Origin of the sequence: Vibrio sp. TRT 1302 (assembly GCF_050113875.1) — a bacterium.
Classification (GTDB): Bacteria; Pseudomonadota; Gammaproteobacteria; order Enterobacterales; family Vibrionaceae; genus Vibrio.
The window spans coordinates 23,018-36,591 of record NZ_JBNJOF010000016.1 but is presented as its reverse complement, the minus strand read 5'-3'; the positions used below and the strand labels follow the sequence as shown (position 1 = coordinate 36,591).

Below are 13,574 nucleotides of genomic sequence, written 5' to 3'. Positions count from 1 at the left end.
TCTTAAACATTTTCGTGATCATTAAGCCAGAATCATCCGGCAGTGTGGGTATTGAGAAAGGGCAGAATCGCACACTGGAGTCTACCCTCTCTCTAGCGAGTGTGATCATTGAGATAACGATCTGACACGCTAATCCTGTTGTGCTTTGAGCTCAACTTGAGTCTCGCGAGCTTCTTCCTCTGCTTGGGCTTTTTTCGCGATTTTCTCTTGTACTTGATTGCGACTCTCCGTGAGAGCTTCGCGTTCTTCTTTGCGACTCGACTTCGGTAACAATTGGTGCAGAAGAACCGTCACTATCGTACCTGTGGTGATACCCGAGTGAAGAAAGTTAGCAATATCGTGTGGCAGGTGTTGCAGTAAGCGTGGTTCAAAAGTAACGGCAAGACCTGAAGCGAGACCGACACAAATGACGAGCGCGTTACGCTTAGTATCGGCAGCGGTAATCAACATGCGGATACCGGCATAAGCGATCATACCAAACATGACGAATCCAACGCCGCCTAATACCGGTTTCGGAATGGTCACGGCGATGGCCGCCAATTTAGGGAATAACCCACCCAAGACAAGTAATGCACCGGTAGTCGCGACGACGAATCGACTCGCCACGCCGGTAATACCGACGATGCCGACGTTCTGGCTGAAAGAAGCAAGTGGCATCGCAGTCAGTAGAGAAGACAGAGTACTGCCAAGGCCATCACCGAGAAGACCGCGTTGGAGATCTTTGCCTGACAGTTTGGTGTTACAGTTATTGGCCAGCGCCATAAAATCGCCAGTCGCTTCTGCAATAACAACGATATAAACCAAGCTCATACTGACGATTGCACTGGCTTCAAAAGTGAGGCCATATTTTAGAGGCTCAGGGCCGCCCACCCATGCTGCGGACGAGATGTCGTTGAGATTGACCATGCCCAGCGACAGAGCGACGATGTAACCTCCGGCAAGACCGATCACAATAGCTGATGCCGCGACAGCGCCTTTACAATACACCGAGACTGCAACCACAATACCGAGTGAAATAATCGCTAAGAACAGTTTTGGTAACGTCGCGAAGTTTTCACTCGAAGCTGGCGCATCACCAACCCAGTTCATGGCAACGGGTAAAATGGTCAAGCCGATCAATGTCACCACAACGCCACTGACCACGGTCGGAAACAATTTGCGCACTCTGTCCATATAAAAACTGGCCAGAATTACCACCAAAGATCCCACCAATGCAGAGCCCATAATGCTGGCAACGCCCCCTTCACGACCAATGGCGATAGCAACCCCTAGGAAGGCGAAACTTGACCCCATCACGACGGGCAAACGGATACCGATAGGACCCAGGCCGATACATTGCGCCATCGTCACAATACCGGACGCCAGCAAAGCGGCATTGATGAGAGAAACAATCTCTTCGTTGGGTAAGCCAATAGAGGAGCCAACGATAAGAGGGACAGCCACAATACCGCCAATCGAGGCCAGCATGTGCTGCAAAGCGAGAAGTAAAGTAATGCCGTGTGGCGGCTTTTGGTTAAGCGAGTACAGAAGTTTCATTGGTTTTACCTCAGAGAACACCGCACAAAGCCGGCTCTCTTTGACTGGACAACAGACTTCTACAAACTGCGTAGGGTCACGAAATGTGTATGTTGACCACTAGCCTGAATCTTGTATCAGGCCAGTGGTGTGTTTGATTGAAATAATTGCGGCTAATCAGGCTTAGATGTAGATGAGCTTGGCAACGAATATCACCGTCAGGAAGTACATTGAGATGGAAACATCTTTTGTCTTACCGGTTGCGACTTTGAGCACGGTATAGGTAATAAAACCAAGTGCGATACCGTTAGCAATTGAGAAGGTTAGAGGCATCATTAGCGCTGTGATGGCGGCTGGTGCTCCGTTGGTGAAATCCTTCCAATCGACGTGCTGCATACTGCTCATCATAACGAAAGCAACATAAATCAGAGCACCGGCGGTTGCGTACGCTGGGATCATGCCGGCGAGAGGAGAGAGGAAAATCGCTGCTAGGAAAAGAACCGCAACCACAATCGCAGACAAACCTGTACGAGCACCAGCGGCAACGCCCGCAGCACTTTCTACGTAACTGGTTACTGGTGGACAACCCACACATGCTCCAGCAACACTTGAGATAGAATCTGCTTTTAACGCCTTGCTAAGCCCTTCAATTCGACCTGTCTCTTTGTTGACTAAGTTGGCACGTTCAGCAACGCCCATTAGCGTGCCAGCCGTATCAAACATATTCACGAACAAGAATGCCAGAATAACGCTGACCATAGAGATGTTGAACGCACCAGCAATGTCCATTGCCATAAAAGTAGGAGCGATACTTGGTGGCGCGGCAAAGAAGCCATTGTAATGGACTAGCCCCAACATCATGCCGATAACGGTGACACTGAGAATACCGATCAATACGGCACCAAACACCTTGCGCTCACTCAATACAGCGATGATTAGGAAAGCGATCGCAGCGAGCATGGCGTCGGGTTTTGTAAAGTCCCCCAACGAAACCAAAGTGGCTGGGTTTTCGACGACGATGCCTGCGGTTTTAAGACCAATCAGACCAAGAAATAGGCCAACACCCGCAGTCATAGAGAAACGTAAACTCTCAGGAATACTTTCGATAATCCATTGTCGGATTTTGTAGAAACTCATACCGACGAATAGAATACCGGACAAAAATACAGCGCCGAGTGCAACTTCCCAGCTGTAACCCATTTCACTGACTACGGTGAACGAGAAGAAAGCATTGAGGCCCATACCAGGTGCTAGACCAACCGGCCAGTTCGCAAAGAGCCCCATAAGTAGACAGCCAATCGCCGCACCGATACAAGTTGCGACGAATACCGCACCAGAATCCATTCCTGACGCTGCCATAATTTGTGGGTTGACGAAAATGATGTACGCCATGGTCGCAAACGTGGTGATCCCCCCGATCATCTCGTTTTTCACGCTGGTTCCATGTTCTTTCAGTTTAAAAAAGCGCTCTAGTAAGCCACCGGATTGGCTTTCGCTGTTAAGCACTTCTGCTTTGCTTTCATTCATGTCAGCAAGTCCTTTTGTTTTGGTTTTTCTGAAATTGAATACCGCACTCTGCATTAGGATGTTTTGTTACCGAAAGGTTTATCTGCAGACTCCAATTCTCCTGATGTATTAATGTATTTGACGTTGTTAGATTGCTTGGTATTAGCTGCCTCTATAGGTAGAGAAGCTATATGGTGAAACCAGCAGTGGTACATGGTAGTGAGCGCCTTCTTCACCAAGACCAAAACGAATCACCACGTCATCTAGGAAGGGAATATCCCCTAAATCGACATCTCGCTTGCGGTAGTAGTCAGCGACATGAAACACCAACTGATACTTTCCTGTCGTGAAAGTGTCACCTTCAAGTACGGGTTCATCGGTTCGCCCATCAAAATTCGTTGTGACTGTTTTAATCTTGGTGAGGGAATCTCCTTCCACACGAAACAGCTCAACTTGAATCTCGGCACCTGGAACACCGTGCATTGTATCCAATACGTGAGTGGTTAATTTGCCCATAATTGTTAATTGCGCCTAGCGCTCTCCTTAGCTTTGGTGAACGTCAAATTGTATACAAAGAGATATTCAATTCGACTTTTGATAACTATATATGTACACAAAATATTCGGTTAGTAAAGCGTGTTGTTATAAATTTGTTACTAATGAAAGTGAAAGAAAATCAATTTTGTGAGGTGTAATCGTTGGTTGGTGGTTGGAGTTATAATCGTAAGTTTATGAATAAATTGAATTTGTTTCTTTAATTTAACTTTAACAACAAAATCTTTACATTGAGATAATTTATTGTATACAATGAATGTGTGAGATTGAGAAGGTGCCAATTGAGAGCATCTTGTATTTAAGGAGAGCCTGAATGGATAAGGAATATTCGCGAGACCTGATTGGCTATGGTGCGAATCCACCTGACCCTAAATGGCCAGGCGGCGCCCGTGTCGCTGTGTCATTTGTCTTGAATTATGAAGAAGGTGGTGAACGCTGTCTGCTTCACGGAGATGATGAATCCGAAGCATTTTTGTCGGAGATCCCCGCTGCCCAACCGATTAAAGGTGAACGTCATATCAGCATGGAGTCTATCTATGAATACGGTAGTCGAGCTGGTGTTTGGCGTGTGCTAAAACTGTTCGATGAGTATGAGATTCCGTTAACAGTGTTTGCGGTTGCCATGGCTATCGAGCGACATCCTGATGTGGCTAAAGCTATGGTGCAAGCAGGGCACGAGATCTGTAGCCATGGCTATCGCTGGATTGACTATCAATATATGGATGAGTCTCAAGAGCGTGACCATATGATGAAGGCGATTGAGATCATCAAGCAGTTGACTGGAGAACGTCCACTCGGTTGGTATACCGGTCGAACGGGCCCGAATACGCGCCGCATTGTGGCGGAAGAAGGGGGCTTTCTCTACGACTCAGATGCGTATGATGATGATTTACCTTACTGGCATACAGAAACGGGAACACCGCAACTGGTGATCCCTTACACACTCGATGCGAATGATATGCGATTTGCAACGGTGCAAGGTTTTAACTCTGGTGAGCAGTTTTACCAGTATCTGAAAGATACCTTTGACACATTGTACGCCGAGGGTGAGACCGCACCGAAGATGATGTCGGTAGGTTTACACTGTCGTTTGATTGGCCGTCCAGGGCGAATAGCTTCCCTGAAACGCTTTCTCGAATACGTAAAACAGCATGACGATGTTTGGTTATGTCGCCGTGTTGATATTGCTCGCCATTGGCATGAGCACCACCCATACACACCACTCAAGGAGAAATAAAAAATGGCGGAATTTCGTTTTTGCAAACCATCAACGATGGAACGTACGGAATTTGTCACTCACTTTGGTGATGTGTATGAACACAGTCCATGGGTTGCGGAATCTGTGTACGACCAAGGCTTAAGTGACAAAGACGATCAGATCGCCAATCTACACCTAAGAATGGCGAATACCTTGCTTGAAGCCGATAAGCAGCAGCAACTCGATCTTATTAATGCTCACCCAGATTTAGCTGGGCGAGCAGCAATCAACGGAGAACTCACTGCGGCGTCCACCGCAGAACAAGCGGGTGCGGGTATTGATCAGTGCTCAGCTGAAGAGTTTGAAAAATTCACCACGTACAACAACAGTTACAAAAGTCGTTTCAACTTTCCCTTCATCATGGCAGTGAAAGGGGCCAATCGTTACCAAATTCTTGAGTCGTTCGAGAAGCGATTAGGCAATGATAGTGAAACTGAGTTTGCTACTGCGATTCAGGAGATCAATAAGATTGCCCTGTTTCGTCTGCGAGATATGTAAGTCACAGAGCTGGCGACTATCACGCTTTACCGCTCTTTACCAAGAGCCATACTCATTTAACCTATTTTTGAATAATTGGAAGGATAAAGGAAATGTCCTTAGATTTTGAACAATACATTAACCTCGCTGATGACAAACTTGGCGCACAAGCAATTTACGCCACTGACGATTTCTTTGCAGACAAGAGCCGACTACTGCGCCGCGAAGCACCGGAGTGGAAGGAAGGCGTTTATGATGATAACGGTAAGTGGATGGATGGTTGGGAAAGCCGCCGTAAACGCGGTGAAGGCTACGACTACTGTGTGATTCGCTTGGGCCTTGCGGGTACGATCGCGGGTGTTGATATCGACACTTCATTCTTTACTGGTAACTTCCCACCCTCGGCATCTATTGATGCTTGTTACTCGCCAGACGGTGATCCGACAGACGCGACTGAGTGGCAGGAGATCCTACCGTCAATGAGTTTGCAAGGTAACCATCACCACTTAGAAAAAATCGATAGCGACGACGTGTTTACTCACTTACGTTTGAATATCTACCCAGATGGTGGTGTGGCTCGTTTGCGTGTTTACGGTCGTCCTAGTGTCGACTGGGATCGTATCGACCCGCAGCAGCAAGTTGACCTTGCAGCGGTAGAAAACGGCGGTCGTGCGTTGGCATGTAGTGATGAGCACTATGGCACCAAATCCAACATTCTTGGTCCAGGTCGTGGTGAGAATATGGGTGATGGCTGGGAAACTGCTCGTCGTCGTACACCGGGTAATGACTGGGTTATTGTTGCGTTAGGCCATGCAGGCAATATTGATCGCGTCGTGGTCGATACGGCGCACTTCAAAGGTAACTTCCCTGATAGCTGTTCGATTCAGGCGGCATACGTGAAAGGCGGTACCGATGATCAAGTGGCGACGCAAAGTCTATTCTGGCGCGAACTCTTGCCAGCGCAAAAATTGAAAGCGCACGATATTCATGAGTTTGCATCGGAAGTAAATGATCTAGGTGCGGTCACGCATGTGCGTCTGAATATCTTCCCTGATGGTGGTATTAGCCGTTTACGTTTGTTTGGCACCAAAGCGAAATAAGCGAGGAAGTGACTATGAGCAATGGAACTCGCCGTTTAACCATCGAGCCCTTGACTAAACAAGCTTTTGCCCAGTTTGGAGATGTCATCGAAGTGGATAATAGTGATTACTTCATGATCAATAATGGTTCGACACGTCGTTACCACAAACTAGCAACGGCAGATGTGCAGCAACAAGGTGGTGAAGCGATCATCAGCATCTTCCAAGCGACACCGCTTAGCTACCCGTTAACGATACAAATGTTGGAGCGTCACCCTCTGGGATCTCAGGCTTTTGTTCCCTTGCTTGGTCAACCCTATCTCATTGTCGTCGCACCACAAGGTGATGACCCGAGCCTTCAAGAGTGCCGAGCATTCTTGAGTAATGGACGTCAAGGCGTCAATTACCACAAAGGCGTTTGGCATCACCCTGTGCTGGCACTGAGAGATCAGGATCAGTTTTTAATCGTTGATCGTGGTGGAGAAGGGCATAACTGTGATGAAGTTTTTTTTGATACGGATTTAGTGTCACTTCATCTTGAAGATCTCCCAAGCGTCAACAATAAGGAAATTACGCAACGCATGGAAAGCGCGTTGTAAAGGAGTTTATTATGGATCCACATATCACGGAGTGGTTGAATCTGGCTATTCGCTGGGTTCACATGATAGTTGGCATCGCATGGATTGGCGCTTCGTTCTACTTTGTTTGGTTAGAGAACAACTTAAATCGCGTTAATCCGAAAACAGGCCTATCAGGGGACTTATGGGCGATTCATGGTGGTGGTATTTACCACTTGGAAAAATACAAATTAGCACCACCTGAAATGCCAGAGCATTTGCATTGGTTTAAATGGGAAGCTTATTTCACATGGATTACCGGTGTGCTGTTGTTGGGTGTGGTTTACTACCTTAACGCAGAAATCTATCTGATCGCACCTGGATCAGGTATGGCGCCAACGACTGCGATAGCGATAGGTGTAGGGGCATTGGTTACTGGCTGGTTTGTCTATGATTTTCTCTGTGACTCTCCATTAGGTAAAACCCCAATGTTACTTGGTGCTGTGCTATTTGTACTGCTGGTGGGTGCGACCTACGGTTTGGCTCAGGTGTTCAGTGGTCGTGGCGCGTATATTCACGTCGGTGCGATTATTGGTACCATCATGGTCGGTAACGTGTTCCGCGTGATTATGCCTGCTCAGCGTAATCTTGTCAGTGCGATTGAAGAGAACCGCGAACCCGATCCAGCATTGCCCGCGAAAGGTTTGCTCCGCTCTCGTCACAACAACTATCTGACTCTGCCAGTGCTGTTTATCATGATCAGTAATCACTTCCCGAGCACTTACGGTTCGGAGTATAACTGGGCAATTCTGGCGGGTCTGGCGATCTTTAGTATCTTAGTTCGTCACTACTTTAACACCCGTCATGGTAGTCAGAAGTTCGCGTGGACGGTACCAGTGGCAGCCTTGGGTATGATTACCCTAGCATTTGTCACATCGCCATACGCCAACAAGCAAGTCGCGCCAGTGGCTAAGGCTCCCGTTACCGTTGAATCCGCCACTCAGCAAGTAAGCGGAGAAACGGTAGAGACGTCATCACATGGCTCGGAAGTCAGCTTTGAAGCGATTAATCAAGTGATTCAGCAACGTTGTTCGGTTTGTCATTCTGCAACCCCAACACATGCTGCATTTGCTGCGGCTCCGGCGGGGGTGATCTTGGATACGCCTGAAGAGATCAAAGCAAATGTACCCCGTATTGTTGCCCAATCTGTCGCCACAAAAGTGATGCCGCTTGGCAACCTAACACAAATGACCGACGACGAACGAACCTTGATCGGTACATGGGTAGAACAAGGTGCGATCATTAATTAATCGCACTCCCCATCCCGCTTACCGGACGGCTAATCCGGTAGGCGTGATTCATGCAAACGTGGTATTTCCCGCTCTTTATCTCACTTGAGATCCCCCGGCCCCTGTTCCGGGGTTTTTTATATGTCGTTGGTAGAAGTCGAAGGCTGCAATTATGGCTGGATATCCATCGCAGCTAAGACAAAGCGCCCATCTAAAAGGGCAAAGCCACCACTGTCTATGGTGGTCAATTACATCGCTAAAAGGAGTTTGACGTGATGATGACAACACTAAGCATTCGGCATAAAACCATTCTTGCTACGGTAATGGCCGTGATCATGGTGATTGTGGTTTTGATTGGTATTACCCTTAATCAAGGGCAGAAAATCATTCTTGATAAAACCTACTCTCAACAAATACCCGCGGCACTGGGCGAGGTTAGTAACCAAATAAAATATGAGTTGGAAAGGCCTCTCGTGGTCTCTCAGGTGATGGCTGAACTGACTCAGTTTGTGGCGTTTTCCGGTGAAAATGACAGTGGGATAACGGATCAACTGGCGCGAATTAAGCGCCAGTTCAATGCATTGACGGCTTTCTACGTTACAACGGTAAACGACAGTTATTATGTGGCTTCGGGGTTATTGAAGACGATGTCACCATCATCTCCGGATGATCAATGGTTTTATGGCTTTCTTAACAGTGATAAGCGAGTGGAGTTATCCGTTGATGTTGATGAGGCGACGGGTATCGCGACTGTATTTGTAAATCACATAGTGATTCACAATGGTCAGAGAATTGGGGTGGCAGGAATCGGTTTGTCACTCGAAACCTTGGGTCAAACAGTGGCGAACTACTCACTGGGTGATTCTGGGAAACTGTTTTTGGCCGATTCCAACGGAACAGTGAAAATCCATTCAAATACGGAACTGGTCGGCAAATCGCTGGAACAACTGGGCTTAGCGAGTATCAAAAGCCAATTTTCTCAATTACATATGACAGGTTCTGGTATTCATTCGCTTGAAGTTGATGGGCGTTCGATGATCGTGGGTTTGATGCCGTTACAGCAACTTGATTGGGTCTTAGTTTCGTTGCAGCCGACCAGTGAAGTATTGATAGAAATTAACCAGTTTATTCAAACCATGACCTGGATAGGGGTTTCGGTGGCAGTACTGTTCACCATTGTCAGTGCTTACATGACTCATATTCTTTTAAAACCACTGACGACGACTGCCGAGGTGCTGCTCGAGATTGGTGGTGGAGGTGGTGATCTCACCCAAAGACTGGACGAGAGTCGCCGCGATGAAGTGGGCAAGATAGCCAAAGGTTACAATCAGTTTGTTGCCTACATGGGAAGTGTGTTGCAAGAGATAGAGCGCTCAAGAAAAGATCTGGTCGCGACTATTGAGCATATTGACCAGCAAGCCAACGAAATGAAGCAACAGATTCATGGTCAAGAACATAATATTGATCAGGTTGCGACGGCTATACATGAGATGAGTGCCAGTTCAGAAGAAATTGCAGGCAACGCAAATCATACCTCCGACAACGTTCAGAAAACGGCATTGGAAGTGAAAAATGGTCTGACTTCGGTGAGTGATACGTATGTTTATACAGAAGCCATGAGCCGTCAGCTAGAGCAGAGTAATCGCAGTATTGAAAAACTGTCTAGAGACATCGATGCCATTGATACGGTGCTGGATGTCATTAGTGGGGTTTCTGAACAAACCAATTTGCTGGCGTTGAACGCTGCAATTGAAGCTGCCCGCGCGGGTGACCAAGGACGTGGATTTGCAGTTGTAGCGGATGAGGTTCGAACGCTCGCCTCTCGTACCCATCAATCTGCCAGCGAAATACGCACCATTATCGAGAACCTTCAAGGCTTGAGCCACAGTGCCGTAAACGAAGTCAGCCAAAGTTACAACTCAGGGCAAAAATGTCTGGAGTTAGCCAAAGAGTCTGAACGGCATTTAGCATCAATCAACGAAATAATTAATGAGATCCATCAGTTGAGTGCGCAAACTGCGACCGCAACAGGAGAGCAATCCCAAGTGGTCAATGAGATCGCACCGCACATATCCAGTATCGCCGATGTGGCACGCAGCAATACTGACATGGTCACACAGACTTCCGTACATTGTGCCGATTTAAAGCGTAATGTCGAATCGCTGACAGAGCTTGTCGCGAAGTTTAAATTCTAACCTTGGTTGATAAGCGTTCAGGAGCGTAAGGTGCATCCACCTTGGACTATACGCTCCTGATACTCAAGTGATCGCTGAGAAAATAGACTCTGTAGTTATGGCGGTTCCAGTTTGAGAATCGCCTTGTTCACCTTCGTCCGCCTTAGTCATTTCCCAATAAATGGTGACTCAAATTCGCCGCAATGCCTGCACTCCTAACAATAAGTTATCGGTTTCATAACGTTATATATTTGTATCAGCAATGTCGAAGTTAGTTTCATTAATGGCAGAAATCCTTGTCTATACTGAAATTAATTGAAGTTTTGCTCGTGGTTATAAAAAGTTAGGTCTGGAGGAAATGAATTGATGTCAGCAGCACTTTTCCGTGGTGTCAGATACACCACTTTACTGAGTTTAGCTCTTAGCCTCATTAATCTCGCTTATGCGCTTCCTGCCCCTAAATCAGAGCCCGTTCTTTGGGTTTCGGGCAATATCACCCAATCTAACTCTAATCAGGGTGTCGTGTTTGATGAAGAAATGCTCCTCGCGCTAGAGCAAGGATCTATCATGACCAACAACCATGTTGTCGAACAAATCGTCGAGTATACCGGTCCTAAGCTTGTTTCCGTGCTTGACTATGTCGGTGCTGAGGGAGAAACGTTGAAGGTAGTTGCTTGGGACGATTACGTGGTGACGATGCCGATCGCCGATGTCGAAAAGTACGGTTTGTTGCTTGCCACTCACGAAGCCGGAAAGAGGATGACAATCGACGACAAAGGCCCATTCTTCATTGTGTATCCATTTTCAGAGAATCCTGAACTGAGAAACGACTACTACTATAGTTTGTCGGTTTGGCAGGTGAAGGAACTGGTCATTGAGTAACGATATGGATAAACCACTCCTCACGCAGGGGCGCTTATTTGTCATTGTTACATCAGTGCTATGTGCGGTACTGATCGTGATGGTGGTTTACTTTTTCCATTCAATGAAGGAGTTTCAGCGAATTCCGCCACAGCCATACGTGACAATCGTCAACAATAACATCTCCGCCAAAGGTAAGTTATTGATGCTCAAGCTGGAAATTATTGAGTTTTCAAGTGACCGTTCGGAACGATCTTTGGCGAGAATGAAGATGAAGGCACGCGTCTATCGCTCCAGTATATTACAAGATTTGCATGCGGAGAGAACCGTTCAGATTCACCAACAGTTTGGTGACGTAAAGAAGTTAACATCGATTCGTGCCAGGTTAGATGCGCTAGGTAACAATCTAGACCAGATGACTTTGGATGAGAGTGAGTTGAAGCTGAAAACCGTGTTGACTCAGTTAAATAGCCTCTACTCGCAACTCAATGTTTATATGTCATCGTTCGTCTCTGAAGTGCAAAAAAATCAGATGATGTTTGTACAACAGAAACAGCAGTTTTACAGCCAGCAATACACTTATCTAGCAGTCATTTCTGCATGTTTGGCAATGATGGTTGGTGTGATTTCATGGATGTATCTCAACCAAATTAAATTGAGTCGAGACTTAAAAGAGCGCACGGATAAAATGGAAGAGGCTAAGAAGCTTGCCGAGCAAAGCGCGACGGCTAAAGCGCGATTTCTTGCCAATATGTCCCACGAGATGCGAACACCACTCAATGCGGTTATCGGGTTGAGCCATAAAGAATATTACCTCAATACAGACGAGCAGACGCGCAGTTTTGTGGCAATGATTAATGACTCTGGGAAACACTTACTAAAGCTCATCAATAGCGTGCTGGATTTGAGTAAGATCGAGCAGGGCAAGATGAAGCTTGACCGAGACGTTTTCTACTGTAGTGAACTCATCAAATTATCCAAGACCATTTTTGTTGAAACCAACAAACCTGATGTTGAGATTATGTTTTGCTCACCGATGGAGAAGGATTACAAGATTGTTGGTGACAAAACGAAGTTACTGCAAATCATCAATAATCTTAGCTATAACGCCCTCAAGTTTACTGATAGCGGATATGTAGATGTATCGTTATCGGTTGAGACCCTAGACCAACAAAGCTATCTAAAGTTATCGGTGATTGATACTGGTATTGGAATGTCGGAACAGCAACTTAATAAGGTGTTTGAGGAGTTTGTTCAGGCAGATGACTCAATCACGAGGAAGTACGGTGGTACGGGATTGGGGTTATCCATATGTCAGTCACTTATCAACATGATGAAGGGTACATTAGAGGTGCAAAGTGAGCTTGGGCAAGGGACACAGTTCAACGTATCGATCCCCGTTGTAGTAGAAGGAGAAAAGACGATTCTCTGTCCACAGATTCGCAATCAGCGTATACGTGTTGTCGCGCAAGATATCCATGTACAAAGGTTAATTTCGTCAGAGCTGAACCAACTTGGACTGTTTGACGACGACGGAGAGCTGACCGTTTACTACCTCAGTGGCGCTCAGGGATTCATTGACAACGATGCGATTGCAGAGGGGAAACCGTGCATAGTGATTGGCGATCTTCATGTCGCTGTCCCTGATTCGGATTGGGTCACAAAGCTGACCAAACCCTACGATATTTTTAGTTTAATTAACGCCGTTTGTAGCAGAAATACAGGACAGGAAAAGAGCGCGAACATAGATGTTGCGCCGAATAGTGCAGGGCTCTCTGCTCTGATAGTGGAGGACATGAGAGTCAATCAGATCGTTGCACAAAAGATGCTGAATACCCTACAGGTCGAGACGACGACCGCAAGCAATGGACAAGAGTGTTTAGATATTCTGAAGCAGCACCATTTTGATATTGTTTTTATGGACATCCAAATGCCGGTGATGGATGGCATAGAGGCTCTGAAAACCATCCGCAGGGAAAACTTAGCGCCAGGAACGGCGATCGTCGCCTTAACCGCCAACAACTCAGATAAAGATGCGTTGCACTACATTGAACAGGGTTTCAACGATGTTGTTCCTAAACCTGTGAGAATGGATTTAATGCAGCGAGTGCTAAATAAATATATTGCAGCCAAACCCGCCCAATAAAACTCGAGTCATATCTCCAAAATGGTGAAATACATTTTTCAGTTGCACTACTATGCAGCGAGTATTTGAGTGTTTCAATGCACCAAAAATACGCATGCTTCAAATTACTCCTTATAAATCAAATGAATAAAAATTTTATTATTGGTTTTTTGATCTG

10 protein-coding genes and 2 pseudogenes are annotated in these 13,574 nt (G+C 46.5%); 9 read left to right on the top strand and 3 right to left on the bottom strand.

Annotated elements, in window-relative coordinates; all coding sequences use genetic code 11:
- Positions 1-129 precede the first annotated feature (129 nt).
- The 3 genes from ACQEXP_RS16145 to uraH form a co-directional block, all read right to left on the bottom strand.
- A complete protein-coding gene (locus ACQEXP_RS16145) occupies positions 130-1,536 on the bottom strand; it encodes a nucleobase:cation symporter-2 family protein (protein WP_269375398.1) in 1,407 nt (468 codons plus the stop codon).
- Positions 1,537-1,698: 162 nt separating this feature from the next.
- Positions 1,699-3,042: an NCS2 family permease gene (locus ACQEXP_RS16140; RefSeq protein WP_269375399.1), complete on the bottom strand. Its 1,344-nt coding sequence runs from the start codon at positions 3,040-3,042 to the stop codon at positions 1,699-1,701.
- A 141-nt stretch (positions 3,043-3,183) separates the two neighbouring features.
- Positions 3,184-3,537 (bottom strand): hydroxyisourate hydrolase, encoded by a 354-nt coding sequence (uraH, locus tag ACQEXP_RS16135; protein ID WP_269375400.1) that lies wholly within the window; start codon positions 3,535-3,537, stop codon positions 3,184-3,186.
- Positions 3,538-3,889: 352 nt separating this feature from the next.
- Here uraH and puuE point away from each other — a divergent pair, with 352 nt between their 5' ends.
- The 9 genes and pseudogenes from puuE to ACQEXP_RS16090 all read left to right on the top strand — a co-directional run bounded on the left by puuE (position 3,890) and on the right by ACQEXP_RS16090 (position 13,417).
- Complete coding sequence (puuE, locus tag ACQEXP_RS16130; RefSeq protein WP_426970926.1) at positions 3,890-4,813, top strand: allantoinase PuuE; 924 nt, start codon at positions 3,890-3,892, stop codon at positions 4,811-4,813.
- Positions 4,814-4,816: 3 nt separating this feature from the next.
- Entirely contained in the window at positions 4,817-5,332 is a 516-nt protein-coding gene (gene uraD / locus ACQEXP_RS16125; RefSeq protein ID WP_269375402.1) for a 2-oxo-4-hydroxy-4-carboxy-5-ureidoimidazoline decarboxylase, read from the top strand.
- 92 nt (positions 5,333-5,424) lie between these two features.
- Positions 5,425-6,411 (top strand): allantoicase, encoded by a 987-nt coding sequence (alc, locus tag ACQEXP_RS16120; protein ID WP_269375403.1) that lies wholly within the window; start codon positions 5,425-5,427, stop codon positions 6,409-6,411.
- A gap of 14 nt (positions 6,412-6,425) precedes the next feature.
- The gene (locus ACQEXP_RS16115) at positions 6,426-6,989 is read left to right on the top strand and encodes an ureidoglycolate lyase (RefSeq protein ID WP_426970925.1); all 564 of its coding nucleotides are present in this window, start codon (positions 6,426-6,428) and stop codon (positions 6,987-6,989) included.
- An 11-nt stretch (positions 6,990-7,000) separates the two neighbouring features.
- Positions 7,001-7,949, top strand: a pseudogene (locus ACQEXP_RS16110) (urate hydroxylase PuuD); the annotation flags it as partial.
- Positions 7,950-7,996: 47 nt separating this feature from the next.
- Positions 7,997-8,257 (top strand): annotated as a pseudogene (locus ACQEXP_RS16105) (urate hydroxylase PuuD); the annotation flags it as partial.
- Positions 8,258-8,511: 254 nt separating this feature from the next.
- Positions 8,512-10,431, top strand: a complete 1,920-nt coding sequence (locus ACQEXP_RS16100; RefSeq protein WP_426970924.1) for a methyl-accepting chemotaxis protein — start codon at positions 8,512-8,514, stop codon at positions 10,429-10,431.
- 345 nt (positions 10,432-10,776) lie between these two features.
- A complete protein-coding gene (locus ACQEXP_RS16095) occupies positions 10,777-11,292 on the top strand; it encodes a hypothetical protein (RefSeq protein ID WP_269375407.1) in 516 nt (171 codons plus the stop codon).
- Between the two features lie 4 nt (positions 11,293-11,296).
- A complete protein-coding gene (locus tag ACQEXP_RS16090; protein WP_426970923.1) occupies positions 11,297-13,417 on the top strand; it encodes an ATP-binding protein in 2,121 nt (706 codons plus the stop codon).
- Positions 13,418-13,574 lie beyond the last annotated feature (157 nt).